Annotated in this window: 27 protein-coding genes; 26 read left to right on the top strand and 1 reads right to left on the bottom strand. The window is 63.5% G+C overall.

The features are described from left to right. Positions 1-34: 34 nt before the first annotated feature. Together fliI and CCR94_RS05975 are read left to right on the top strand one after the other, a co-directional pair. Positions 35-1,372 carry a flagellar protein export ATPase FliI gene (fliI, locus tag CCR94_RS05980; RefSeq protein WP_104506971.1) on the top strand — a complete coding sequence of 446 codons (1,338 nt, stop codon included), beginning with the start codon at positions 35-37 and terminating at the stop codon, positions 1,370-1,372. A gap of 43 nt (positions 1,373-1,415) precedes the next feature. After that, positions 1,416-1,901: a hypothetical protein gene (locus tag CCR94_RS05975; protein ID WP_146089872.1), complete on the top strand. Its 486-nt coding sequence runs from the start codon at positions 1,416-1,418 to the stop codon at positions 1,899-1,901. Positions 1,902-2,161: 260 nt separating this feature from the next. Here CCR94_RS05975 and CCR94_RS05970 read toward each other — a convergent pair whose 3' ends face one another. Further along, positions 2,162-3,202, bottom strand: coding sequence for a protein-glutamate methylesterase/protein-glutamine glutaminase (locus CCR94_RS05970; RefSeq protein WP_104506969.1), 1,041 nt, complete (start codon positions 3,200-3,202; stop codon positions 2,162-2,164). 301 nt (positions 3,203-3,503) lie between these two features. Between CCR94_RS05970 and CCR94_RS05965 the strand changes: the two genes are divergently transcribed. From CCR94_RS05965 to CCR94_RS05850, 24 genes are all read left to right on the top strand, one after another. Further along, positions 3,504-4,007, top strand: coding sequence for a hypothetical protein (locus CCR94_RS05965; protein WP_104506968.1), 504 nt, complete (start codon positions 3,504-3,506; stop codon positions 4,005-4,007). Between the two features lie 13 nt (positions 4,008-4,020). Further along, entirely contained in the window at positions 4,021-6,771 is a 2,751-nt protein-coding gene (locus CCR94_RS05960) for a hybrid sensor histidine kinase/response regulator (protein ID WP_104506967.1), read from the top strand. Continuing rightward, positions 6,768-7,256, top strand: a complete 489-nt coding sequence (locus CCR94_RS05955; RefSeq protein ID WP_104506966.1) for a chemotaxis protein CheW — start codon at positions 6,768-6,770, stop codon at positions 7,254-7,256. Before CCR94_RS05960 ends, CCR94_RS05955 begins: the two co-directional genes overlap by 4 nt. 39 nt (positions 7,257-7,295) lie before the next feature. Further along, complete coding sequence (locus CCR94_RS05950; RefSeq protein WP_104506965.1) at positions 7,296-7,661, top strand: response regulator; 366 nt, start codon at positions 7,296-7,298, stop codon at positions 7,659-7,661. Between the two features lie 84 nt (positions 7,662-7,745). Beyond that, entirely contained in the window at positions 7,746-8,615 is an 870-nt protein-coding gene (locus CCR94_RS05945; RefSeq protein WP_104506964.1) for a CheR family methyltransferase, read from the top strand. A gap of 47 nt (positions 8,616-8,662) precedes the next feature. Continuing rightward, positions 8,663-9,910, top strand: a complete 1,248-nt coding sequence (locus CCR94_RS05940) for an ATP-grasp domain-containing protein (protein ID WP_104506963.1) — start codon at positions 8,663-8,665, stop codon at positions 9,908-9,910. A gap of 60 nt (positions 9,911-9,970) precedes the next feature. Beyond that, positions 9,971-10,351 carry a flagellar basal body rod protein FlgB gene (flgB, locus tag CCR94_RS05935; RefSeq protein ID WP_104506962.1) on the top strand — a complete coding sequence of 127 codons (381 nt, stop codon included), beginning with the start codon at positions 9,971-9,973 and terminating at the stop codon, positions 10,349-10,351. Positions 10,352-10,353: 2 nt separating this feature from the next. Further along, on the top strand, positions 10,354-10,773 hold the full coding sequence (gene flgC, locus CCR94_RS05930) for a flagellar basal body rod protein FlgC (protein ID WP_104506961.1): 420 nt from the start codon (positions 10,354-10,356) through the stop codon (positions 10,771-10,773). Between the two features lies 1 nt (position 10,774). Beyond that, a complete protein-coding gene (gene fliE / locus CCR94_RS05925) occupies positions 10,775-11,086 on the top strand; it encodes a flagellar hook-basal body complex protein FliE (RefSeq protein ID WP_104506960.1) in 312 nt (103 codons plus the stop codon). Between the two features lie 10 nt (positions 11,087-11,096). Beyond that, positions 11,097-11,885, top strand: a complete 789-nt coding sequence (gene flgG, locus CCR94_RS05920) for a flagellar basal-body rod protein FlgG (RefSeq protein WP_104506959.1) — start codon at positions 11,097-11,099, stop codon at positions 11,883-11,885. 23 nt (positions 11,886-11,908) lie between these two features. Then, on the top strand, positions 11,909-12,370 hold the full coding sequence (gene flgA / locus CCR94_RS05915) for a flagellar basal body P-ring formation chaperone FlgA (RefSeq protein WP_184421645.1): 462 nt from the start codon (positions 11,909-11,911) through the stop codon (positions 12,368-12,370). 1 nt (position 12,371) lies between these two features. Beyond that, the gene (flgI, locus tag CCR94_RS05910) at positions 12,372-13,484 is read left to right on the top strand and encodes a flagellar basal body P-ring protein FlgI (RefSeq protein ID WP_104506957.1); all 1,113 of its coding nucleotides are present in this window, start codon (positions 12,372-12,374) and stop codon (positions 13,482-13,484) included. Between the two features lie 71 nt (positions 13,485-13,555). Further along, complete coding sequence (locus tag CCR94_RS05905) at positions 13,556-14,182, top strand: MotE family protein (RefSeq protein ID WP_104506956.1); 627 nt, start codon at positions 13,556-13,558, stop codon at positions 14,180-14,182. Beyond that, the gene (gene flgH, locus CCR94_RS05900) at positions 14,179-14,904 is read left to right on the top strand and encodes a flagellar basal body L-ring protein FlgH (RefSeq protein WP_244593958.1); all 726 of its coding nucleotides are present in this window, start codon (positions 14,179-14,181) and stop codon (positions 14,902-14,904) included. Before CCR94_RS05905 ends, flgH begins: the two co-directional genes overlap by 4 nt. A 23-nt stretch (positions 14,905-14,927) precedes the next feature. Then, complete coding sequence (locus CCR94_RS05895; RefSeq protein WP_104506955.1) at positions 14,928-15,443, top strand: flagellar basal body-associated FliL family protein; 516 nt, start codon at positions 14,928-14,930, stop codon at positions 15,441-15,443. After that, a complete protein-coding gene (gene fliP / locus CCR94_RS05890; protein WP_104506954.1) occupies positions 15,440-16,213 on the top strand; it encodes a flagellar type III secretion system pore protein FliP in 774 nt (257 codons plus the stop codon). Before CCR94_RS05895 ends, fliP begins: the two co-directional genes overlap by 4 nt. A gap of 330 nt (positions 16,214-16,543) precedes the next feature. Continuing rightward, positions 16,544-17,503, top strand: coding sequence for a flagellin N-terminal helical domain-containing protein (locus CCR94_RS05885; protein ID WP_244593957.1), 960 nt, complete (start codon positions 16,544-16,546; stop codon positions 17,501-17,503). Between the two features lie 310 nt (positions 17,504-17,813). After that, the gene (locus CCR94_RS05880) at positions 17,814-18,770 is read left to right on the top strand and encodes a flagellin N-terminal helical domain-containing protein (protein ID WP_104506953.1); all 957 of its coding nucleotides are present in this window, start codon (positions 17,814-17,816) and stop codon (positions 18,768-18,770) included. A 106-nt stretch (positions 18,771-18,876) separates the two neighbouring features. Next, positions 18,877-21,321, top strand: coding sequence for an O-linked N-acetylglucosamine transferase family protein (locus CCR94_RS05875; RefSeq protein WP_146089871.1), 2,445 nt, complete (start codon positions 18,877-18,879; stop codon positions 21,319-21,321). Between the two features lie 86 nt (positions 21,322-21,407). Continuing rightward, positions 21,408-22,652, top strand: coding sequence for a class I SAM-dependent methyltransferase (locus CCR94_RS05870; protein WP_104506951.1), 1,245 nt, complete (start codon positions 21,408-21,410; stop codon positions 22,650-22,652). 17 nt (positions 22,653-22,669) lie between these two features. Further along, positions 22,670-23,386 (top strand): hypothetical protein, encoded by a 717-nt coding sequence (locus CCR94_RS05865; protein WP_104506950.1) that lies wholly within the window; start codon positions 22,670-22,672, stop codon positions 23,384-23,386. 34 nt (positions 23,387-23,420) lie between these two features. Beyond that, positions 23,421-24,212 (top strand): hypothetical protein, encoded by a 792-nt coding sequence (locus CCR94_RS05860; protein ID WP_104506949.1) that lies wholly within the window; start codon positions 23,421-23,423, stop codon positions 24,210-24,212. Positions 24,213-24,223: 11 nt separating this feature from the next. Beyond that, positions 24,224-25,315, top strand: coding sequence for a GDP-mannose 4,6-dehydratase (gmd, locus tag CCR94_RS05855; RefSeq protein WP_104507005.1), 1,092 nt, complete (start codon positions 24,224-24,226; stop codon positions 25,313-25,315). Between the two features lie 48 nt (positions 25,316-25,363). Further along, positions 25,364-26,311, top strand: a complete 948-nt coding sequence (locus tag CCR94_RS05850) for a GDP-mannose 4,6-dehydratase (RefSeq protein WP_104506948.1) — start codon at positions 25,364-25,366, stop codon at positions 26,309-26,311. Positions 26,312-26,315 lie beyond the last annotated feature (4 nt).

Genomic DNA, 26,315 nt, shown 5'->3' with positions numbered 1-26,315 from the left:
GCGATGAGTCGGAGCGAATGAGGAAGGTCTTGTGATGGACGCCCTGGAGCGCTTGCAGCGCGAAGTTCTCGAAGCCGATCTCCACCTGGATCCGGTGCGGGTGGGCGGCGTGGTGACGGAGGTCGGACCTTCGGCCTATCGCGTCGCGGGACTGTCGCGTTATTTGAAACTCGGCGATGTCGTCGCGCTCGATCTGGACGGCCGGTCGGCGCCGGGCGAGGTCGTGAAGATCGACATCTCCGGGGTCACCGTCAAATCGTTCAACGCGCGCGTCGAGGGCGGCGTGGGCAATCTCGCCTTTCGCGCGCGGCCGTTGCTCCTGAAGCCGCATCACTCCTGGAAGGGACGGGTCGTCAACGCCCTGGGCGCGCCGGTCGACGGTCTGGGACCGCTGATCGAGGGGTCGCATTCGCAGCCGATCGACGCGGAGCCGCCGCCGGCCATGCGCCGGCAGCGCGTGCAGAAGCCGATCCGCACCGGCGTCCGCGTGATTGACTTCTTCACGCCGCTTTGCGCGGGACAGCGCGTCGGCATATTCGCGGGCTCGGGCGTCGGCAAATCGACGCTGCTGGCCATGCTCGCGGGTTCGCCCGGCTTCGACAGCGTGGTGATCGCGCTGGTCGGCGAGCGCGGCCGCGAGGTGCGCGAATTTCTCGACGAAGCGCTCGGCGAGAATCGCAAGCTGGCGATCACCGTGGTCTCGACCGGGGACGAGAGCGCGATGATGCGCCGCCTCGCGCCGAAGACCGCCATGACCATCGCCGAATTTTTACGCGATCAGGGCGAGTCGGTGTTGTTGATCGTCGATTCCATCACGCGCTTCGCCCATGCCGCGCGCGATGTCGCGCTGGCGGCGGGCGAACCGGCGGTGGCGCGCGGCTATGCGCCGAGCGTGTTCAGCGAATTGCCAAAACTGCTGGAGCGCGCCGGTCCCGGCGTGATTGGCGGCGGCGCCATCACGGGCGTGTTCTCCGTTCTGGTCGATGGCGACGATCACAACGATCCCGTCGCCGACAACATTCGCGGCACGCTCGACGGGCATATCGTGCTGGACCGCGCCATAGCCGACCAGGGCCGCTATCCCGCCGTCAACGTGCTGACCTCCGTGTCGCGTCTCGCCCACCATGTCTGGACCAAGGAGCAGCGCGCGCTGGTGATGAAACTGCGCGCCATGATCGCGCGCTTCGAGTCCTCGCGCGATCTCCGGCTGATGGGCGGCTATCAGGCGGGTTCGGATCCGCTGATGGATCAGGCGGTCGGCTTCACGCCGAAAATCCACGAGGCGATGAACCAGGCGCGCGACGATCCGCCGAGCCAGGACGCCTTCCGCGAACTTGCCAATGCGTTGCAGTCGGACAAGCCGGCAGCGTGATCCAGCAGGCCGGTCCGGCCGGCGCGAGAGAGGAGCGAAGATGATGAGCGATTGGGCGCTCAAGGGTGTGGGATTGATGTGCGCCGCCGGGTCCGTGTGGTTCGCCGCCCATATGGTCAACCATCAGGGCGAGGCGCCGCGCGTCTGGGCGATGGAGGAATTCAGCCTGTTCACGCAGCCAAATCGCGTGCGCGCGGTCGAGGCGGCGGTGCGCAGCGTGCCGATGCAAAACGATCCGCGGCGCACGGGCCGCGTTCTCGAAATCGACATGACGCCGATCGGCGCGACGCAAGTCCGTCAGCCCGTGAAGAGCGAAAACGCCGCGCGGCGCGACCTGCGCATCGTCGATCTGAATGCCGACAGCGCATTGCTGGAGACGACGGAAGGCTATCGCCGCATCAAGGTCGGCGACGAACTTCCGGAGATCGGCAGGATCATCGCGATCCGGCGCATGGCGGAATATTGGATCGTGGTCGCGAGCCTGCGATCGCTTGCCCAGGCGGCGCCGCCAAACGGCGCCGAGAAATGACGATGCCCCTTTTCCCGCGCGGGGAAGGGGCGCCAGAGCAAGATCCCAAAATTGGACACCGGTTTTTGGAAAAGCTCATGCGAAAACAACGAGTCTAGAGCGCGATGCGTTTCCGTGGAAACGCATCGCGCTCTAGAGTATTTTCAAGCGAAGTGGACACGGGTTCGCGTGAGGAAAATGCGCTAGAATAAAAATCCAGAGTATTTTCATGTTTCCACGAAACTTGAAAATACTCTGACCGGATGAAGGATCCCCGCGTCTTACGCCAGCCCGAACATCGCCTTGATGCGCTTGCCGATCTCGCCCACTGGGAGAACTTCGTCGGCGCAGCCGCTCTCGGCCACGGCGCGCGGCATGCCCCAGACCGACGAGGTGGCCTGGTCCTGCGCCATGACATGGGCGCCGCCTTCCTTCAGCTTGTTGAACCCCTTGGCGCCGTCATTGCCCATGCCCGTGAGCATGATGGCGAGGACATTGCCGCCATAGGCCGCCGCCGCGCTGTCGGCGAGAACGTCGACGCTCGGCTTGTAGAGGCTCTCGCCCTGCGCGGCGGCGATCTTGGCCTTGCCATTGACAAGGCGGAACTGCATGCCGCCCGGCCCGACATAGGCGACGCCAGGCTGAAGCGCCATGTCGTCGGCTGCCTCCACCACCTTGATCGCGCAGACGTCGCTCAGCCATTTGGCCATGGCCGCCGTGAACTGCGGCGGCATGTGCTGCGCGATCACGATGGGGGCGGGAAAGTTTTTCGGCAGGACTTCCAGCACCTGGCACAAAGCGCGCGGACCGCCGGTGGAGGAGCCGATCACCACGAGTTGCGGCTTGGCGATGCGCGCGCGCATCGGCATCGCGCGGCGCGGCGCCGAGAGCGACGGCTTGACCACCTGCGGACGCAGACGGGCGCGGGTGGCGCCCACCACGGCGTGCAGTTTTTCGTGCAACTGTTCAAAGCCGCCGGCCTTGGGAATGAAATCCATCGCGCCGAGTTGCAGCGCCTGGATGGTGGTCTTGGCGCCGGCCTCGGTCTGGGAGGAGACCATGATCACGGGAATGTTGGATTTTGCGAGAATCTGCCGCAGCGCGTCAATGCCGTTCATTTCCGGCATTTCGACGTCCATCGTGATGACGTCCGGCTTGAGTTGTTCCGCCTTGGCGACGGCTTCGCGGCCGTTGGTGGCGGTGTCGATCACGCGAAAATGGGTGTCGCGTTGTATGTGCCGCGTTATCGCGTTGCGCATGAAGCTGGAATCGTCGACGACGAGCACGCGAATGGGCGCAGAGGCCGGCTGTTGTTTCAGCATGGTGTCGGCTTCGCTCCTGTGGATGTCATGTCGCGCTTCCTGAAATGCCGGGTGTTTTCCGCCGGCGCGTGTCGGCGGCGACGGCGGAATCGGTGTGTGGAAGGCCGTCCCCCAACTTCATATTGACGCGACTTCATTAATAAAACATTCAACGCAGGGTTGTGGCCGCTAAAGCGTCGTCGATGAAAAATCGGCGATTGCAACCGAATGGATGCGCTGGCGGGATGTATGGTAACCGTTTTTTATCGTTTTGCGAGCAAATCATCAATGACACAACTTATGCGGGTGTTCTGGGGTGGCTATGCTTCACGCAAAGGACAATGACTTTTCACCGCCGGAGGCCGGAGCCCAAGAGGCCGCGCTCGGGCTCGTCAACCCAATTAGTGGCCTTGCCAATGACTATCTCAATGTTTTCAATGAAGTTCTACTTCTCCTGGAATTCCTGCCGACCATGCCGGAGATGACCGAGGAGGCGCTGGCCTGGCAACCCCGGAGCTATTGCGCCTATTTCGAGCAATCGACGCTGCCCGACGCCAAGCACGCCCTCAGGGCCTACGCCGACGTCGATCCCTTGCTGCGTCGCAAGTTCGAATCGGTGCTGTCGCGTCTGAACCAGATCGTCACCGACGCCCAGAGCACGATCGCCCAGGAGTCGACCGGTCCGGATTATCCCGATTCGATCGTCGGCTCCTGCGAGGCGACGGCCGAGCAGATACGGATCGGACTGGCCTATGTGAACCGGCTGATCAACGAGGGCGCTCCCTCATCCGCGGGCGCGTCCCGCTCCCGCAAAACCAAGAGCTGATGGAAGTCGCGCCATGGATGAAATGTTGATGGAATTCCTCTCCGAATCGTCGGAGCAGATTGAATCGGCCTCGGCGCAGATCGTCGACTTCGAGCGCAATCCCGACGACGCGGCCTTGATCTCCAGCATCTTCCGGTTGGTCCACACGATCAAGGGAACCTGCGGCTTCCTGGGCCTGGAGCGCCTGCAACGCCTGACGCACCACGCGGAAAGCCTGATCGGCTGCCTGCGGGAGGGCGCGACCGCGACGCCGACAGTCGTCTCCGCCATTCTGACGGCGGTGGATCAGGTCAAGGTGCTGCTCGGCGATCTGGAAGAAGCGGGCCATGAGCCGGAGGGCGACGACAGCGCCCTGATCGCGCTGCTCGAACACCAGGTGGCGATCTGCCAGGGGGCCGAAGTCGAAGCGACCGAAGCGACCCAAGTTGTCGAACCCGTCGCCGAGATCGCTCAGCCGGCTCCCGAGACTCGGGAGATCGAGGCGGCGGTCGAACCGGTCGCCGCGCCATCCCCAAAAGCGCCGGAGCCTTCGCTCGAGGAAAAGCTCGCCAATCCGCAAACGCAGGAATCCCTGGACGCTCTGGTGGCCTCGCTTCGGGCCGCCAAGCTGGACGTGCGCCGTCAAGCCCCCCAGACCGGCGCGGCCCCGGCCACTCCGACCCCTCCGCCGACGCCCGCCTCCAAGTCCAGCGAGTCCGCCGCCGACGACCGGCGCGCCAAGGGCGCCGACACGATCCGCATCAATCTCAATACGCTCGAGCGGATCATGAATCTGGTCTCCGAGCTGGTGCTGACCCGCAATCAGTTGATCGAGCTGACGCGCCACAAGGAAGACGAGACGCTCAAGTCGCCGCTGCAGCGGCTCTCGACCATGACCACGGACTTGCAGGACGCGGTGATGCGCGCCCGCATGCAGCCGGTGGAGCGCGTGTTCTCCAACCTGCCGCGCATGATTCGCGATCTCGCCAACGATCTCGGCAAGAAGATCAATCTGGTCACCGAGGGCGCCGACACCGAACTCGACCGCCAGTTGATCGACCTCATCCGCGATCCGCTCACCCATCTCGTGCGCAACTGCGCCGATCACGGCATTGAAATGCCCGAGGAGCGTCTGCGCGCCGGCAAGCCCGCCGCCGGTACGGTGCGCGTGTCCGCCGCCCACGAGGCCGGCCAGATCACCATCGAAATCGCCGATGACGGCCGCGGCCTGGACATCACCAAGATCAAGGCCAAGGCGATCCAGGTCGGCATCGCGACGCCGCAGCAACTGGAGCGGATGGGCGACGACGAGATCTATCGCTTCATCTTCGCGGCGGGTTTCTCCACCGCCGACAAGGTCACCAATGTTTCCGGACGCGGCGTCGGCATGGACGTGGTGCGGGAGAACATCCAGACCATCGGCGGATCGGTCGCCCTGTCGTCGACGCCGGGCAAGGGCGCGAAATTCGCGCTGAAGATTCCGCTCACGCTCGCCATCGCGCCGGCGCTGATCGTCGAGGCGAGCGGCCAGCGTTTCGCGCTGCCGCAGCATTCCGTGGTCGAGGCCGTCGGCCTCAACGCCGGCGAACACAAGATCGAATTCGTGCAAGGCTCGAAAATCCTGCAATTGCGCGAAGCGGTGCTGCCGATCGGCAGTCTCGCCGAACTGCTGCACCTGGCGGCGCCGAAGACCCCCATCGCGGAAGCCGAACAGCTCGCCGTGATCATGCGGGTCGGCGCGCATTCCTTCGGCATCACGGTCGATGCGGTGGTGGATGTTCAGGAAATCGTGGTCAAGCCGATGGGCGGCTCGCTGTCGCATCTGTCGTCCTTCTCCGGCCACACCATTCTCGGCGACGGTTCGGTGGTGCTGATCCTCGACCCCAATGGCGTCTGTCAGTCGCTGGGTCTCGAACAGTCGCGGGAGAGTTCGGCCTCCGCGGTCGAGAGCGGCGCGCTGCGCGGCGATTGCACGCGTCTTGTCTACTTCCGCGCCGGTTCGGGCGTGGACAAGGTGCTGCCGCTCTCCAACATCGCGCGCATCGAGACGGTGCATTCCGACAAGATCGAAATGTCGAACGGCATGATGCTGATGCAACACCAGGGCCGTCTCATGCCCATCGTCACCGCGGCGCCCGACGTCATGGTCAAGGAAGGCGACAACACGGTCTTCGTCATCAGCCCGGACGGCGAGCCCTTCGGCCTGCTGATCGACGCCATCGTCGATATCATCGAGGAGAAGCTCGACGTCGAGATCGCCGGCGACCAGCCGGGCATTGTCGGCGCCGCCGAGATCAACGGCAAGGTGGTCGAACTGCTGGACGTCGTGCACTTCATCGACATCGCGCGTCCCCAGGCGGAGCGCCCGAAGGATCGCAAGAGTCGGCTGCTGCTGGTCGACGACGCGGCCTTCTTCCGCGACATGCTGGCCGCGACGCTGCAAGCGCACGGCTTCGAGGTGGTCAAGTGCGGCACGGGCGCGCAAGCCCTGGCCACGCTGACCCACAGCGGCGCCTTTGACGCGGCTTTGATCGATGTCTCGCTGCCCGATCTTGCGGGCTACGAGCTGGCCGACCGGCTGCGCGAGGCCGGCGCGCAATTCCCGATGATCGCCATCGCGCCTTACGCCACGCGGGAAATTCTCCGCGCGGCGGAGGAGGCCGGGATGGTCGGCGCCGTTGGCAAGTTCCAGCGTAACCAGATGCTCGATCTGATCCGCGACTGCATCGAGCAGCAGACCGAGGCGACGCGGGACGACGCCTATTTCGCCGGAGCGGCCGCATGAGCTACGAACCCTCGAAAGTGATCCGCGAAACCCTTCAGACCGCGGGCAACGCGCTGGACGGATACTTCTCCATCAAGGTTGCCGGCGACACATTCGGGCTGCCGGTGACCAAGGTCCAGACTATCTTCCGCATCGGCTCGGTGACGCCCGCGCCGGGAGGGCCGCCCGACATTGTCGGGCTGGTCAACCTGCGCGGCAAGATCGTCACGGCGGTCAGCCTGCGCCGCCGCCTCGGCCTGGAGCCGGAGGCGGGGGGGTCGGGCAGCCTCGCCATCGGCATCGAACATCACAAGGAATCCTTCGCGCTTCTCGTGGATGAGGTGGGCGACGTGCTGACGCTGACGGCGGACAATTCCATCGCGCCGCCGCCGCATATCGGCAGGCGACGGGCGCGATTCGCCTCTGGCTACAATCGTGTCGGCGGGCAGATCCTGCCCCTGCTCAACGTCGACGCGGTGTTCGACTTCTCCGAGGAGAAAATCTGAAGGCAAGACGAAAATCCGAAAAGCGCAATGGAGTGAACGATGAAGAACGTGCTGGTGGTTGACGACTCGCCGATGATTCGGCGCATAGCGAAGAAAATCCTGGAAGAGCTGAACTTCAAGACCTTCGAGGCCGAGGACGGCCAGAAGGCGCTGGCTGCGGTCAACGAGACCATGCCCGACGCCATTCTGCTCGACTGGAACATGCCGGTGATGGATGGGCTGGAGTTCCTGATAAGCCTGCGCCAGCTCCCCAATGGCGGCTCGCCGAAGGTGCTGTTCTGCACGACGGAAAGCGACGTGAAGCACATCACCAAGGCGATGCAGGCGGGCGCCGACGAATATATCATGAAGCCCTTCAACAAGCAGATCGTGAAATCGAAATTCGAAGAAGTCGGTTTGTGCTGAAGTCGAAAAGTGGGCGAACCCATCGGTCGCGTTCTTGATGATGGGTTCGCTTAAGTTGGTGCGTCTCGAGTTTGAGTTTTGTCCATGTCCCAACAAGCGTTTTCGGCCCTGCAAGCCTTTCTGTTGAAATCCTCCGGCCTGTCGCTCGACAAGGAGAAAAAATATCTTGTCGAGGCGCGGCTGACGCCGGTGATCGAGCAGGCGGGCCTGAGCGATCTCGGCGAACTCGTCATCATGATCGAGACCGACAAGGCGCTCGCCAAGAAGGTCATCGAGGCCATGACGGTCAACGAGACCTTCTTTTTCCGCGATCGTCAGCCGTTTGAAGGCTTCCGCAGCGCCATCCTGCCGGAACTGGTAAAAATCCGGGCGCGGCAGCGCAAGCTGCGGATCTGGTCGGCGGCCTGCTCGACAGGTCAGGAGCCCTATTCCCTCGCCATGATCATTGACGAGGAGGCGCGCACGATGGCCGGATGGACGGTGGACATCATCGCCACCGACATCGCCGAATCCGTGCTGAAGAAAGCCAAGGACGGCGTCTACACCCATTTCGAGGCGCAGCGCGGCCTGCCCGCGCAGCATCTCGTGCGCTATTTCGCCAAGCGCAAGGACAATTGGGTGATCAACCAGAACATCCGCGCGCGCGTGGATTTCCGCCAGCAGAATCTGATGTCCGACTTTTCCCAACTCGGCCAGTTCGACGTGATCTTTTGTCGCAATGTGCTGATCTATTTCGCTCCGGATCAGAAACGCGACGTGCTCAATCGCATGGCGCAAAGGCTGGCGCCGGACGGCTTCCTGGTGCTGGGCGCTGCGGAGAGCGTGATCGGCTATTCCTCCGAATTCAAGCCGCATTCGGACAATCGCGTCATCCTCACGCGGCGCGCCGCGACATCGAATCACGAGGCTGCGCGCGGCGGCGCCAGCCTGGAGCAAGCCCGCGCGGCAAAATAGGGTTTTGGGCGCCGCGCCGGTCGGAGGCCCGTCCCTGGAGCCTCGTCATGTCGAAAATGCTGTCCGCCCTTCCCCGCCAAGACTCTCTTCCCGGGGCGGTCGGCCTGACCGAACCACCGCTGATCGGTCTCGCCGGGCTGACGCGTCGCGCCATGCGCGGCGAATCGCTCGCGCCCTTCGCGCAAGCGCTTCAGGCGCGCATCGCGGCGAATCCAGACGACGCCAATGCGCTGATGGATTTGTCGACGGTGGAGCAATTGCGCGGCTCGCCGGCTGCGCGGATGCGCTTGCAGCGGGCGGCGCTTGAACGGCGCAACCTGTTCGCGCAGAACGAGACGATCCCCGGCGCGCCGCGCCTGCTGGCGCTGCTGGCGCCCGGCGATTTCATGGCGAACGCGCCGGTGGAATTCCTGCTCGAAGGCTCAGGCGTCAATCTCGATTTCCTCTATGTCCAGAGCGAGGCGGACCTCATTGCGCCGCCCCCGCACGACATCGCCTTCGTCGCCGTCGCGGAATCCCGCGCCAATCAAAAAATCCTCGCTCTGATCGACGAGGCGGCCCCGCGTTGGCCGCGCCCCATCCTGAACAATCCCGCGGCGATCGCGCGTCTGACCCGCGATGGCGCCTGGCGCCTGCTGCGCGATCTCGATGGCGTGTCGTTCCCCGAGAATCGCCGCGTGACCCGCGAGGGGCTCGCCGCGGAGACCGATTCGTTTCCGATCATCGTCCGGCCCGTCGATTCCCATGCGGGCGAGGAACTCGAACAGATCGCCAACGCGGTTGAACTCAAGGCCTATCTGCGCGCGCATCAGGTCGATGAATTCTATGTCGCGCCCTTCGTCGATTACGTGGGCGCAGACGGCAGGTACCGCAAGATCCGTATCGCCTTCATCGCCGGGGAAGCCTTGCCCATCCACTATGCGGTCTCGTCGCGCTGGATGGTGCATTATCTCAACGCCGACATGCTCTACAGCGCCGAAAATCGCGCGGAGGAAGAGGCTTTCATGCGCGAGTTCGCCACATTCGCGCGGCGTCACGCCGGCGCGCTCGACGGCCTCAAGCGGCGCCTCGGCCTCGACTACTTTCAGATCGATTGCGCGGAGACCGACGACGGTCGCCTGCTGATCTTCGAGATCGGGACGGCGATGATCGCGCACGATCTCGATTGCCCCATCACCTTTCCCTACAAATCGGCGCACATGCGTCGGCTGTTCGACGCCTTCAGCCGCATGGTCGGGGCGCGGGAGCAGCCGCGCGATCAGCATCTTGGCGATCAGGCTACTGGGCCAGCCTGAGGCAAGATTGCGCGTCTAATCTTCTGTTAAGCCTCACAAACAAACACAGGAGTTGGACCCGTGGAGACCCTGGCGGTGTTTTCGCTGGCTTCGCAAAGGGCGAGCTGGCTCTCGGCGCGGGAGACGACCATCGCGTCGAATGTCGCAAACGCGAACACGCCGGGCTACAACGCCCAGGACGTGACGCCGTTTTCCTCGGTGCTGTCGCATCTTCAGTTGCCGATGGCCAGGACGGCGCCCGGCCACATCCAGCCGGACGCCCTGGCGGGATCGAAATCCCGCGTCAAACCCAGCGAGTCCTGGGACGTGGTCTATTCGGGCAATTCCGTCAATCTCGAACAGGAAATGCTCAAGGCCGGCGAGGTCGGAAGCGCCCATGCGCTGGACGTGGCCGTAGTCCGCTCGTTCCACCAGATGCTGATGAATTCGGTGAAGGCCTGACCATGGCGATTGATCCTCTCGTTTCCTCGTTGCGCATCGCCGGCTCCGGCATGCAAAGCCAATCGACGCGCCTGCGCGTCGTCTCCGAAAACATCGCCAATGCGCAGTCCACCGGGGCGACCGGCGGCGCCGATCCCTATGCGCGCAAGACGATCACCTTCGAGACCGAATTCGACCGCGCCAGCGGAGAAAATCTCGTGCAGGTGAAATCCATCGGCGTGGACAAAACGCCGTTCCGCGTCGACCACCTGCCCGGCAATCCCGCCGCCGACGCCAATGGCGACGTGAAAATGCCCAATGTCGACATGCTGTTCGAGCTTGCCGACATGCGCGAGGCCAACCGCTCCTACGAAGCCAATCTGCAAGTCGTGAAGCAGTCGCGCCAGATGCTGAGCGAAACCATCGATCTCATGAGGACCTGACATGATCGCAGCCATACTTCCCCTCGCCCTCGACGTCGCGCGCGGCGTCACCGGCGCTTCCCCCGCCGCGGCCTCGACCGCGACCGCGACCGCGGGCGCCGATTTCGGCCAGGCGCTCGCGAGCGCGGCCAGCGACGCGATCAAGACGCTGAAGACCGCCGAGACCACCTCGATGGCGGGCCTGGAAGGCAAGGCCAGCGTCCAGCAGGTGACCGAAAGCGTGATGAGCGCCGAACGCACGTTGCAGACCAGCCTCGCCATCCGCGACAAGGCGATCTCCGCCTATCAGCAGATCAGCCAGATGCAGATTTAAGGGTTAACTCATGCGCGCGCTTGTCATCTCCGCCACCGGCATGAACGCCCAGAACCAGAATCTGGAAGTTATCGCCAACAACATCGCCAACATCAACACGACCGCGTTCAAGAGGTCGCGCGCTGAATTCACCGATCTGATCTACCAGGCCGAGCGCATCCAGGGCGTCGCCAATCGCGGCGCCAGTTCGGTGGTGCCGGAAGGCGCGCAGATCGGTCTGGGCGTGCGCACGGCGGCGATCCGGCCGCTGGAGATCCAGGGCTCGATGACCAGCACCAACAACCAGCTCGATATCGCCATTTCCGGCCGGGGCTGGTTCCAGGTGCAGTCGCCGAGCGGCGAAACGCTTTACACCCGGGCGGGCTCGTTCTCGACCAACGCCACCAGCCAGATCGTCAACACCGACGGCTATCCGGTCATGCCGGCCATGGTGGTGCCGAACAATACGACAGCGATCACGGTCAGCGAAACCGGCGTCGTCTCCGCGACGATCGGCGGCACGACCACGCCGCAGCAGATCGGCCAGTTGACGCTGGCGACCTTCGTCAACGAGGCCGGCCTGATGGCGCTGGGCAGCAACCTGTTCGAGCCCACGGCGGCGTCGGGCCAGGCGGTGACCGGCGTGCCCGGCGATCCCGGCATCGGCAAGATCAAGCAAGGCTATCTCGAAGCGTCCAACGTCGATCCCGTGTCGGAAATCGCCACCATGATCCAGGCGCAGCGCGCCTACGAGATGAATTCGAAGGTGATGGAAGCCGCCAGCTCGATGGCCGGAACCCTCTCCAATATGAGGACTTGAGCGTTATGCAAAGATTGGCGCGGATGTGGCCGGCTTGTGTCGCGGTTGTTGTCGCGACCCTTGCGGCGGCGCTTATCGTTGCGGGGCCGGCGCGCGCCGGTTCGCGCGAGATCGTCGTCCCGGCGCAGGTGATCTATCCCGGCGACCGAATCACCGACGCCATGCTGAACGATGCGCCGGAGCCGGACGGCGATCTCTCCGGCGTGCTGCGGGAACGCGCCGATATCGTCGGCAAGGCGGCGCGGCGCACGCTGCTTCCGGGGCGGGCGATTCCCGCCATCGCCGTCGAGGAGCCGCGCGCGGTGTCGATGGGGGGTCTGGTTCAGCTCGTGTACCAGAAGGACGGCCTCAACATCGTCACCAACGCGCAGGCTTTGCAGAACGGCTATGTCGGCCAGGTCGTGCAGGTGCGCAATATCGAAAGTGGAGTCATCGTGACCGGCGCCATCCAGGCGGACGGAACGGTGCTGGTGAATGGCGGGTGACATGAAAATTCTCGGCGCGGCTCTTCTGGCGATCGGGGTTTTTCTCGGCGTCTCGCTTTGCGCGGCGCAGGGCGCCGTCCGCATCAAGGATGTTGCGTCGGTCAAGGGGGTTCGCGACAACCAGCTGGTCGGCTATGGCCTGGTGGTGGGCCTGCAGGGCACCGGCGACACCTTGCAGAACGCGCCGTTCACCGGCCAATCCTTGCAGGCGATGATGGACCGCATGGGCGTCAATGTGCGCGGCGCCAACCTGCGCACGCGCAATGTCGCGGCGGTGATGGTGACTTCGGACCTGCCGCCGTTCTCCGCGAAGGGAACGCGCGTGGACGTCACGGTTTCGTCGCTGGGCGACGCCGCCTCTCTGATGGGCGGCACGCTGCTTCTCACCACATTGACCGGCGCCGACGGACAGGTCTACGCGGTGGCGCAGGGCGCGGTGGCGGTGACCGGTTTCGCGGCGCAGGGCCAGGCGGAAACCCTGACGCAGGGCGTGCCGACCACCGGCCGCGTGCCCAATGGCGCCAGTGTCGAGCGCGAACTCCTCAACCGCCTGGGCCAGGACGGGCCGATGAACCTGGAGCTGCGCAATCCGGATTTCACTACCGCCGTGCGCGTCGCCGACGCCATCAACGCCTACAGTTGGGCGACCTATCATCGCCGCGCGGCGCGCGAGGACAGCCCCAATTCCGTGACTCTGGAGAAGCCGCCCGGCGTCGGCGCCACCCATTTCATCGCCGAGATCGGTGAGTTGATGGTCGAGCCGGACACGCCGGCCCGCGTCGTCGTCGATGCGCGCACCGGCACGGTGGTGATCGGCCAGGACGTGCAAATCCTGCCCGTGGCGGTCACGCAGGGCGCGCTCACCGTGCGCGTCACCGAGACGCCGAAGGTGTCGCAACCCGGCCCCATGTCGAGGGGCAAGACCGTGGTGACGCCGCAAACGCAGATCGACGCCAGCCAGGCCGGCGGTTCCGTGGCCATGGTGGGCGGACGCAGTCTGCGCGGCCTGGTCAAAGGCCTCAACGAAATCGGCGTCAAGCCGCAGGGCATCATTGCGATTCTCCAGGCCATCAAGACGGCCGGAGCCTTGCAGGCCGACATCGTTATCCAATAGTTAACGCCGCCGCGCCGCGCCAGCGCGGCGCAAGCTTGCCGGGCGACAGTGCGGGCGAAGGAAGGCCCGCGATGAACCGTGCGATTCACATCTTTTTGCCGCTCTCCCTGGCGTTCTGCTACCTCGCGGGCGCGAGCCCGCCGGCGGTCGCCGCCGAGCATGGCGGCGGCGGCGGCGAAGGCGAGGAAAAGCAAAAAAAAGATCCGCCAAAGACCGACCCGGACATGCCCGGCCTGCGAAAAGTGCAACTCAAGAAGGCCGGGGTCGCTATGGCGAAACCGCCGGCGGTCGAGGGCATGAAGGGCGTCGAGACCTTCTGCGCGGCGGTCGCGAATTCCGCCGCCGCGACGCGCCTTTCCTGGCAGGAGGAGCGGGTCAAGACGCTCCAGGCGCAGATGGTGATCAAGATCGCGGAGCTCGAAGCCAAGGAGGTCGAGGTGCGCGACTGGGTGAACAAGCGCGAGGAATTGCTGGCGCGCGCCAACGGGAGCCTGATCGCGATCTATTCGAAGATGAATCCGGAAGCCGCCTCGGCCCAGATTTCCGCCATGGACGACGATTCCGCGACGGCCATCCTGCTCAAACTCAAGCCGGCGGTCGCCAGCGCCGTGATGGGTCAAATGAACGCAGAGCGCGCCGCGCGGCTGAGCGATCTGTTGTCCGGCGCCGCCGCCAAATCCGACGAGAAAAAATCGTGATTCATCCCATGATCCCCCGCGTCATCCCCCACGTCCTGGTCCTTGCGCTGCTGGCGCCGCTGGCGAGCGGTTGCGCGCGAAAACCCGACCTGTTCCAGGAGCCGTCCATGTCTCCTGTGGGCAGCGGTTTCGCCGCGCGCACCGATCCGGCCATGCTGAACATCGACATGCCCCGCGCCAACACCGGCAGCTCCCTGTTCCAGGACGGCGCCGCCAACCTGTTCACCGACCCGCGCGCGTCCAAGATCGGCGATGTCATCACCGTCAGCATCTTCATCAATGACAAGGCGAGTTTCGGCAACACCTCCGGACGTTCGCAGACGGCGCAGGAAACCGGAAGCTTCGACTGGTCCTTCGGCCTGGGATCGAACACCCACAAGGTCAACTCCGCCGCCGACATCAACGCATCCTCGTCCTCGAACGGACAGGGCACCATCGACCGTTCGGAGAAGATCCAGATGTCGGTGGCGGCGGTGGTCACGCGCGTGCTGCCCAATGGCAATCTGGTGATCAACGGCTCGCAGGAAGTGCGGGTCAATTTCGAGATGCGGCAGTTGCAGATCGCCGGCATCGTCCGGCCGCGCGACATCAGCAGCAACAACATGATCTCCTACGAGAAAATCGCCGAGGCGCGCATTTCCTACGGCGGCAAGGGACGCATCACCGAAGTCCAGCAACCCTCCTGGGGGCAGCAGATCTTCGACGCGGCGAAACCATTCTAGACAAGCTTTAGCGGGAGAGGCGTATGGCCGAGAAGAAACCCGCCAAGCCGGCGGAGAAGGATACGGGCAAGGGCGGCATGTCCATGGCGCAGAACGCCATCGGCTTCGTCGTGGCCGGCGCGATCGCCGCCGGCGTCGGCGGCGGCTTCGCCACGATGAACAAGCCGGTCGACACCACGTCGGCCGCCAAGGACAGCGCGCAAGGCGAAAAGAAGAAGGACGACGGGAAGGATGTGTCCGTCGCGCAGATGGGGTCGATGGACATCCCGGCCGCGGTGACCAATCTCGCCTCGCCGCACGAGGTCTGGGTGCGCATCGAAGGCGCGATCCTGTTCGAGGGCAAGACTCTGCCGCGCGGCGACGTGCTGGTGGCGGAAATCTCCGCCGACATTCTCGCTCTCCTTCGCACGCTGACGCTCGAACAGATCCAGGGCGTCTCCGGTCTCGAGCATTTGCGCTCCGACATCAGCGAACGCGTGCGGACGCGCTCGGGGGGACTCGTCTCGAGATTCATTATCAAGGCGCTGGTGGTGCAATGATTCGCCGTATCCTGCCGCTTGTCGTCATCCTTCTGGTTTTGCTCGCTCCCGCCGCTCTCGCCGCGACGGGCGCGGCGCCGGCCACCGCCGCGCCGCCGTCGAGCGACCTCGCTTCCGCGCTGAATTCCGTCGGGGGCATGGCCAGCGGGCGAATCATCCAGATGATCGCCCTGCTCACGGTGCTGTCGCTGGCGCCGGGCCTTTTGATGATGGTGACGAGCTTCACCCGCTTCGCCGTCGCTCTGTCCTTCCTGCGCTCAGGGCTCGGCTTGCAGAGCGCGCCCGCCAATCTGGTGCTGATCAGCCTTGCGCTGTTCATGACCTTCTTCGTGATGGCGCCGACCTTCGACAAGGCCTGGAAGGACGGCGTGAAGCCGATGATGGACAATCAGATCACGGAGGAGCAGGCCCTTCCGAAAATCGTCGAGCCGTTTCGTCAGTTCATGGCGAACCAGACGCGCGAGAAGGATCTGCGCATGTTCGAGGATCTCTCGAAAGGCTCGTTCGAGATCGCGGATCGCGGCAAGGCCGACCTGCGCGTGCTGATTCCCGCCTTCATGATCTCGGAGCTGCGGCGCGGTTTCGAAATGGGTTTCCTGATCATCCTGCCGTTCCTGATCATCGACATGATCGTGGCGACGCTGACCATGTCCATGGGCATGATGATGCTGCCGCCCTCGATGATTTCCCTGCCGATGAAACTGCTGTTCTTCGTGCTGATCGACGGCTGGAACATGCTGATTGGCAGCCTCGTGCGCTCCGTGAATTGATTCGCGCGCCAAGCGGACGTTGTTGACCGGCGCGAGGCGCCGATTTGATACAAGTCCCGCCGGCGCCGATTTGACGCCAATCCACCAGGCGTCGATTGGCGCCGATTTGATGCAAATCATTTTCTCCAGGTCCATTGCCAAGAGCGGCTCGCTGTGAGCGGCAAACCTGCGCCGGGTTAACCCGTTGGCAAGTTTTCGCGGCTAGGTTGCAACTCATGCACAACGGGTTGAGTTCGCGACGAACTCGAAGGCATGAAGCCGCCTCCGTTGTTCCGGTCAGCCCGGGATGTTCCTCAACACGATTTCAACATCCGACAGGAACAGTCCAAAATGACGTACCTTCTTACTAACGCCACCGCTCTGACCGCGCTCCAGAGCCTGACCCAGACTCAGAATGCCCTCGCCGCCACGCAGCAAACACTTTCGACCGGCCTGTCGGTCGCCAACGCCTCCGACAACGCCTCCTACTGGTCGATCGCTCAGACCATGAACTCGGACAATGGCGCGCTGGGCGCTGTTTCTTCGGCGCTGAAGGTCAGCAGCTCGATGCTGTCGACCTTCAACTCGGCGATTAACCAGGCGATCTCGGTCGTCAACCTGATCAAGAACGATCTCGTTGCGGCCCAGAACCCCGGCGCCAACCTCACCCAGATCCAGGGAGACATTCTCGCCCAGCAGAACTCGCTGTTGCAGATCGCCACCGGCGGCACCTTCAACGGCCAAAACTGGCTTAACGGCACCGTCAACGGTTCGACGGCCGGCTTCATGGGCTCCGCTTCGAGCCTCGTGGGCGCCTACACCAACAATGGCGGCGTTTCGACCATTTCGATCGACGCGACCAAGGTCTCGCTGTTCACCACGGGTTCCGCGGCGACCTCCGTGCAGACCGCAACCGGCGGCATCCTGGGCGCCACCAGCACCGGCTACTCCTATTCCGTCCTCGGCGCGACGGGCACGGGCCAAACCGTCGGCCTCATCAACGTCCAGGGCGCAACCGGCACGTCGGTAACCAATCTCACCAACATGCTGGCGTCGGTGAACAACACCATCAACCAGCTCGAAAACGCAGCTTCGACGGTCGGCGCCGCCCAGGAGCAGATCGCCACGCAGCAGACCTTCGTTTCGACCATGTCGACCAACCTGTCGAACGGCGTCGCCTCGCTCGTCGACGCCGACATGAACCAGGTCTCGACCCGCCTCCAGGCGCTGCAGACCCAGCAGCAGCTCGGCGTGCAGTCGCTGTCGATCGCGAACCAGTCCAGCTCGATGATCCTCAAGCTGTTCCAGTAATCGGTCCAAAAACAAACTTTGGCGGCCGCGCTCGAAAGAGCGCGGCCGTTGGCATTTCAGCCTCGATCCAGCTTGGCATGGTTAAACGATTCTCACGGGCCTCAGCGTCCGACGCGATTCGCGTCTGTTTTCGGGAATCGCGCCAGTGGGAGACTCCGGATGTCGCCAACCTTGCATCGCATCGCATTTCGAAAGAAAGGCATCGAGGCAAGCGGCGTCAGGTCAGACGAAGTCGCGCCGGCTTTCTGCGCGCTCGAAGGCCCCGGAACGTTCCCAGTGCAAATCCGCATAGCCTTGGGATCGAACCGCCATGTCATATTTGCTAAATAACGCCTCCGCGCTCACTGCGCTGCAGAATCTCACCATGACGCAGCAGTCTCTGGCGCAGACCCAAACACAATTGTCGACGGGTCTGACCATCCAGAACGCATCCGACAATGCGTCCTACTGGTCGATCGCGCAAACGATGAGCTCGGACAATGGCGCGCTGGGCGCCGTGACTGCGGCGTTGAAGGGGAGCGCCTCCATGCTCAGCACCTTCAACAGCGCGATCAACCAGGCGATTTCGGTCGTCAACACCATCAAGAACGACCTGGTCGCAGCCCAGAATCCTGGCGCCAACCTGACGCAGATTCAGTCCGACATCACGGCCCAGCAGAACTCTCTGCTCCAGATCGCCTCAGGTTCGGCGTATAACGGTCAGAACTGGCTGAACGGCACGGTGAACAATTCAACGGCCGGTTTCCAGACCACCGTCAATCTTGTCGGCGCCTACACCAATAACGGCGGCGTCGGCTTCATCACAATGAACTTAAGCGGCGTGAGCTTCTACACCAACGGCAGCGCCGCGACCTCCGTGCAGACCGCGACCGGCGGCATCCTGGGTTCGACCGGCGCCGGCTACTCCTATTCCGTCCTCGGCGCGACGGGCGCAGGCCAAACCGTCGGCCTCATCAACGTCACGGGCGCCACTGGCTCCGCCGTAACCAATCTCGCCAACATGCTGGCGTCGGTGAACAACACCATCACCCAGCTCGAAAACGCCGCTTCGACGATCGGTTCGGCGCAGGATCAGATCACAACTCAGCAAACGTTCATTTCGGCCATGACGATCAGCCTGAGCAACGGCGTCGCGGCCCTGGTCGACGCCGACATGAATCAGGTCTCGACCCGTCTGCAAGCGCTGCAGACCCAGCAACAACTCGGCGTGCAGTCGCTCTCGATCGCGAATCAGTCGAGCCAGATGATCCTCAAACTGTTCCAGTAAGGTTTTCTTCTCGTTGCGGCGCGGCCAATCCTTTCGGTGCGGCCGGCCGCACGTAAGGGGAGTCGTGGATTTGGTCAAGACAAGCGGTTTGGTGAAGGAAATTGAAATGAGTTTTGCACTCCCGCCGATGTCGCCTGATGAAGTGGTGCGGCAAAGCTTCTTTCTCGCCGCCAAGGCTCATCAGGAGGGTGACCTCGACACCGCGGAACAGCTCTATCGCGGCATCCTCGGAGTCAACCCGACACACGCCGACGCGCTTCATGGCATGGGCGTGCTTTGTTATATCGTGGGGCGTCCCGACCTCGCCGAAGTCTTCCTGACCGAAGCCATCGGCCAGCGTGACGATCCGACCTTTCACAACAATCATGGGCTGGTCCTGCTCGCCCGCGACCGGCCGCATGAAGCCCTGGCGGCGGTCTATCGCGCCCTGGCGTTGCGCTCCGATTATCCCGAGGCCTACAACGCCTTGGGCAACATCCAACTGAAACTCGGATGCCGCGATGAGGCGATCGCCTCCTATCAACGCGCGACCGACTTGCGGCCGAGTTACGCCGACGCCCACGCCAATCTCGCCAAAGCCTTCTATGACAAATGCGATTTCGATGCGTCCGAAGCGAGTTGCCGGCGCGCGCTGGAGATCGCGCCGGATTGTCCCGAAGCCTGCAATACGTTCGGCAATATTTTGCGTCTGCGCGGCAAGTACGACGAATCCGTGAGCGTCCTTGACCGCGCCCTGGCGGCGCGGCCGCAATATGCCGAGGCCCATAACAGCCGGAGCATCGCCCTGCTGATGTCACGGCACATCGAGGAGGCGATCGCGGCGGCCTCGCAGGCCCTGGCTTGCCAGCCCGACTTCCCCCAGGCGCTCGTGAACCTCGCCGCGGGTCTCGCGGCGTTAAGCCAACATGATAAAGCGTTGGTTCACCTTGAGCGCGCCGTCGCGCTCCAGCCGGACTGCCTGGAAGCGCAAAACAATCTCGGCGCGACGCTGATGCAACTCGACCGGCTCGATGAGTCGATCGAGGCGTTCGACCGCGCCATCGATCTTTCCGAGAGCTCCACGCAAGCCGATGGCCATTTCAATCTCGGCACCACGCTCACCACGGCCACGCGACTCGATCAGGCCATTCGCAGCTTCGCCAGGGCGCTCGAGATCAATCCCAATCACGTCGGCACGCATAACAATCTGGGCGTCGCGCTTCTCGACGAAGGGTTGACCGAAGACGCCATCGCTTCGTATGGCCGCGCGCTCGACATCGACCCGCAATATTACGCCGCCCACTGCAACAAGCTTCTGGCGATGCAGTACAGCGATGTCTATGGCAACGACGATCTCCTCGCCACCGCGCGGGCTTTCGGCGTGGTGATGGATCGGGTGCAGCCGGCGCCTCTGCCGCCGCGCGACCTTTCGCCGGAGCGGCGGCTGCGCATCGGCTATGTCTCGGGCGATTTCAGCGCCCATCCGGTCGGCTATTTCGTCTTGAACAGCCTCGAGGCGCATGACCGCGACAAGGTTGAAATCTATTGTTACAGCAATCGCCCGCTGGTGGATTTCTACACCGAGGAGATCATAAAGCACTCCGATCACTGGCGCGAAATCTTCGGCGCGACCGAAGAAGAGGCGGCGGAAATGATCCGGGCCGACGAAATCGACATTCTCGTGGATCTTGCCGGCCACACCAATTACACGCGCCTGCCGCTGTTCGCCTACAAGCCCGCGCCGATCCAGGCGAGCTGGATCGGCTATCTCGGCACGACCGGCGTGAAAACGATCGACTACATCATCCTCGATTCAATTTCGGCGCCGCCGGGAACCGACCATTGGTACACCGAATCGGTGGTGCGCCTGCCTTACGGACGTTTCTGCTACCGGCCGCTCGCCGTGGAAAAAGTCGTGGTCGATCCGCCGATGCTCAAGAACGGATATCCGACCTTCGGCAGTTTCAACAATATTTCCAAATTGCGTCCGGGCGTCATCGAACTGTGGGCGAAAATCCTGGAAGCCCGTCCCGACGCGCGGCTGGTGCTCAAGTGGAAGAGCATGGCGGTGGAGAGCGTTCGCGAGCGTGTCCATGAGTCTTTCCGTCGCTTTGGCGTCGCGCCGGAACGCGTCGACCTGCGCGGGCCGTCGCCCTATCCGGACATGATGGACGAATACAACGATCTTGACGTCGCGCTCGATCCCTTCCCGTTCGGCGGGGCGACGACGAGTTGCGAGGCGATGTGGATGGGCGTTCCGGTCGTGACCTTGCCCGGCGAAAAGCTCGCCTCGCGCCAGACCTTGGGCTTCCTCGGCTCCATGGGCTTCGACCATCTCGCGGTGCGCTCGAAGGACGAATATGTCGCGCGCGCGCTCGAACTGGTCGCGGACCCGGAAAAGCTGCGCGAGATGCGCCATGCCTTGAGGCCGGCTTTCGAGGCCGCGCCGTTCAGCGACGGCCCGAAATTCACGGCGACGCTGGAATCCGCCTATCGCCAGATGTGGCGGCGGTTCGTCGCGGGCGAACAGCCACAGGCGTTTTGCGTCGAGGTCGAACCCGCGTTGGTTTGAACGCGCGGCGGCGCCGGCGTTGTCGACGCGCGATACCCTCGCGCAAGTTTGCGCCGCGATGATGCAGGCAAAGCAAAGGATAAGGAATGAACGCGCTCTACCAGAGGATCAGCCGGTGTCGCATTGGCGGCGGCGCCAACCTGGTTCCGGTCCTCGATCTTGGTGAGCAGGCTCTGACCGGCGTGTTTCCCAAATCAGCGGAAATCCCGGTCGGAGTCGCGCCCCTGCAACTGGTGTGGTGCGCCGACAGCGGCTTGGTCCAGCTCGCGCACGACTTCAACGATCAGGCGATGTTCGGGGACAATTACGGCTACCGCTCCGGCCTCAATGCGTCGATGGTCCGGCATCTTCAGCGCAAGGTCGCCGCGCTCGAATCCCTGGTCTCGCTCAATGCCGGCGACGTCGTTGTCGATATTGGCAGCAACGACGCCACGACCCTGAAATCCTATTCGCGCGCCGGTTTGAGGAAGATCGGCATCGATCCGACGGGAGCCAAGTTTCGCGCCTTCTACACCGACGACATCGCGCTGGTCCCCGACTTCTTCTCGGCGCAAGCCTATCGCTCCGTGGAGCCGGACCGGCAGGCGCGCATCGTGACGTCGATCGCCATGTTCTACGATTTGCCCGACCCGGTCGATTTCGCGCGCCAGGTGGCGTCGATCCTCCACGACGACGGCGTCTGGCATCTCGAGCAGAGCTATCTGCCGGCCATGCTGCGCGCGACGTCCTACGACACGATCTGCCACGAGCATCTCGAATATTACAGCCTCGCCGCCATGGTCAGGATCATGGACGCGGCGGATCTGAAAGTCGTCGACGTCACCCAGAACGACATCAACGGCGGCAGTTTCGCGCTCACCGTGGCGAAAAAGACCAATGGAGCCTGCCGGGTCAATCGCGCCGTCATTGACTGGATGCTCGGGCAAGAGGAGCGGATGGGGCTGAACACGCCGAAGCCCTATGAGGCCTTCGCCGCGCGCGCGCGCCAACATCGCGAGGACCTGCGCAGCCTGATTCTCGCCTTGAACGGCCAGGGTCGGAAAGTGCTGGGCTACGGCGCATCGACCAAGGGCAATGTCACCTTGCAATATTGTGGATTTACCGCGGCCGAGATTCCGGCGATCGCGGACGTCAATCCCGACAAGTTCGGCTGCGTGACGCCGGGTTCGCATATTCCCATCGTTTCCGAGGTGGAAGCGCAGGCCATGGCGCCGGATTACTTCCTCGTCCTGCCCTGGCATTTCCGCGAAAACATCCTGAGTCGCGAGCAGGAATTCCGCAATCGCGGCGGCCGCTTCATCTTCCCCTTTCCAGACATTGAAATCGTCTAGCGTCGGAGACTTGTGCGATGACACCTTCCATCTTCAGACGCGATTGGCAATGGACCGCCGAAATGGGGCCGCATCTGCGCAGCCCCTTCCTCGGTGCCGAAAAACTGTCGCGAAATCATTCCCAAGCCTGGCAGGACATTTTCGTCCTGATGGCGCTCGGCGGTTTGCGCGAGGGACGCTATCTCGAAGTCGGCGGCCATGTGCCGATCGACAACAACAACACCTGCCTGCTCCATCGCGAGTTCGGCTGGACCGGCGTAACCCTGGAACTCGACGCCAGCCATTTTCCGCACTGGAAGCGCTGCCGTCCGGACAGCAAGCTGGTGATCGCGGACGCCTTGTCGATCGACTACGCGCAGGCGCTGCCGCAATGGTTCGGCGAGGATCGCCAACTCGACTATCTTCAGCTCGACATCGATCCCTCGATCAACACGCTCGGCGTGTTAAAGCTGCTGCCGCTCGCGCAATGGCGTTTTTCGGTCATCACCTTCGAGACAGACGTTTACGCCGGCGACACGCGCGCCCGCGACGAGAGCCGCGCGATCCTTTCGGCCCACGGCTATCAAGCGGTGGCCAAGGATGTCGGCGTGCTGTTCCCGCCGGTGTCGCCGCTGCCCATTCCCTTCGAGGACTGGTGGGTCGATCCGCAAACGGTTCGTCCGGAAATCATCGAGCAGTTGCAAGCGATCAATGCGCAAAGCACCTGGCCACAGGATCTGCTCTTCGCCCAGTGAACGGCCGCGAGGCCATCCAAACATCGGCGCCATCATGACCATGACAACGAACACGCTGAATGTCTGCCTCGGGCATGTGCCATTCCCGGCGGATTACGCGCGCCACATCGACTTGATGGTGGCGCCGAAGTTGATCGCGAGCGCGCAACGTCTGGCGATCGTCGACGACAACCTTTTCGGTCCGAACGGCGGCGCCTTGTCGGAATACGGCCAGTTGATCTGGATCCTCGATCATCTCGGCGAGCTGACGCCCGATTGCGCCTTCATCCGGATTTTTCACTATCGCCGCCTTGTCGCGGCGGACGCGCCCACCGTCGGCCGGCGTTCGGTCAATCTGCCCTACGCGACCACCATCAGGGCCGATGAACTCGGCGCTTTCGACGCGGCCTTCGATCGAACGACGCAACAGGAATTGTTCAACACGCCGATCGGCTTCGCGGGGAAAATGCTCGGCCAGTACGCATTGGACCACGTCCTCGAGGATCTCCTGAACTTCGTGAACTTCCTGGTGGAGAGCCGGATCCTGAATGCGACGGAGGCGGCGAGCTTTCTGAGCGTGCAGAACCACATTCCCTCGTGCAACATCGGGGTCTTCAGCAAGGACAGCTATAACTGGACCTTCCAGATTCTGAAAGCCGCCGCGCAGTTTCTCCATTCGCGCCATTTCATTCCGCGATCGGGTTCTCAGCGGCGCTCGGCCGGCTTCCTGCTGGAGCGCCTGCACAGTTTCCTGATCTTCAAGCGTATCGAGCTGGGCGCAAGCCCCGCGCGCTTCGGTCACAACGTCGTCTTGTCGGATGACGTGAACGTTTCCGCAACCCATTGATCGGCGCAACCATGGCGAAGAAGACCGCATTGATTACGGGCGTCACCGGCCAGGACGGCGCCTATCTGCTGGAGTTCCTGCTCGCCAAGGGTTATGCGGTGCATGGCGTGCGCCGCCGCGCCTCGCTCTTCAACACGGATCGCATCGACCATCTGCTGCACGACGTGCACACGCAGGGCAATGACCTGACGCTGCACTATGGCGACATGACGGATTCGTCGAGCCTGATCCGGATCGTCGAACGCACCCAGGCCGACGAGATTTACAATCTTGCGGCGCAGAGCCATGTGGCCGTGTCGTTCGAGCAGCCGGAATATACCGCCAACGCCGATGGTCTCGGGACCATGCGCCTGCTTGAGGCCATCCGCATCGTCGGCCTGGAACGCAAGACGCGATTCTACCAGGCTTCGACATCGGAACTTTACGGCCTGGTGCAGGAGCCGCTTCAAAACGAGAAGACGCCGTTCTACCCGCGTTCGCCCTATGCGGCCTCCAAGCTTTATGCTTACTGGATGACGGTGAACTATCGCGAATCCTACCAGATGTTCGCCTGCAACGGCATATTGTTCAATCACGAATCGCCCGTGCGCGGCGAGATCTTCGTGACGCGCAAGATCACGCGCGCGCTGGCGCGCATAAAACTCGGCATCCAGGAGCGCCTTTTCCTCGGCAACGTACACGCCCGGCGCGATTGGGGACACGCGCGCGACTACGTTCGCGCGATGTGGATGATGTTGCAGCATGACACGCCCGACGATTTCGTCATCGCCTCGGGCGCGCAGCATTCCGTGAAGGATTTCGTCGATCTCGCCGCGCGCGAGCTTGGCATGCCGCTGCGCTGGGAGGGGTCGGGGCTGGATGAGAAAGCCTATTGCTGGCAAACCGGCGCCTGCGTCGTCGAGGTCGATCCGCGCTACTTCCGCCCGGCGGAAGTGGAAACCTTGCTCGGCGACGCCACCAAGGCGCGCCGCGAGCTGGGCTGGAGCCCCGAGACGAGTTTCGAGGAGCTGGTCAGCGAAATGGTTCAGGCGGATCTCGCCGAGGCCAAGCGCGATCAGCTTGTGAGGAACAACGGCTTCAAATACGCTGAACATTTCGAGTGATACGCGGAATCCGCATGAGGGCGGAGCCGCCGGCGCCGGGGAGCGACAATGAAGCGGGCGCTGGTGATCGGTGCGTTGGGCCAGGACGGCGCCTATCTGACGGATTTGCTGCTGGGCGAGCGCTATGAGGTGTTCGGCGCGACCCATCGGACAACCGTGTCCGACGCGGACTATCGCGGCCGGTTGCTGCATCTGGACCTGACCAGCTTCGACGCCATCCGAGCCGTGCTTGCGCAATTACAGCCCGACGAGGTCTATAATCTCGCCGCGCGCGCTTCGAGCGCGCAACTGTTCGACGATGCGATCCAGAGCGGCGACATCAACGGTCTGGCGGTTGCGCGCATGCTGGAGGCGATCCATCAGGTTTCGCCACGGTCGCGGTTCTGTCAGGCGTCGAGCAGCGAGATCTTCGCCGCCGCCTCGGAAACGCCGCAGACCGAAACCACGCCCGTCTCCCCCTGCAACGCCTATGGCGCGGCCAAGGTTTACGCCATGCACATGGTTCGCGCCTATCGCGACCAGAAGAACCTGTTCGCCTGTAGCGCCATTCTCTACAATCATGAAAGCCCGTTGCGGCCGGCGCATTTCGTCACCCGGAAAGTCGCGCAAGCCGTTGCGCGAATCGCGCGCGGCTCGGGCGAAATCCTGCACCTCGGTCCGGCGGACCATCGGCGCGACTGGGGTCACGCCAGGGATCACGTGCGCGCGCTGCATCTGATGCTGCAAACCGAGAACGCCGAGGATTTCATCGTGGCGACAGGGGTGACGCACAGTGTGGCCGAGCTTTGCGAAGCCGCCTTCGCGGTGGTCGGCCTGGATTTCAGACGTCACGTGGTGTTTGCGGACCTGCCCGAACGTCGCGCGGAGACGCGCGAGCTTCGCGGCGATCCCGCCAAGGCGCGCCGCCTGTTGGGCTGGTCCGCGACGACATCCTTTCAGGATCTGATTCGCGAAATGGTCGAGGCCGAACTCGCGGCGACGACCGGCGCCGGGTGAAATG

This window comes from Rhodoblastus sphagnicola (assembly GCF_002937075.1).
In the GTDB taxonomy this organism is placed as follows: Bacteria; Pseudomonadota; Alphaproteobacteria; order Rhizobiales; family Beijerinckiaceae; genus Rhodoblastus; species Rhodoblastus sphagnicola.
The sequence above is the reverse complement of the archived record's forward strand: the minus strand, read 5'-3'. Positions and strand labels throughout refer to the sequence as shown.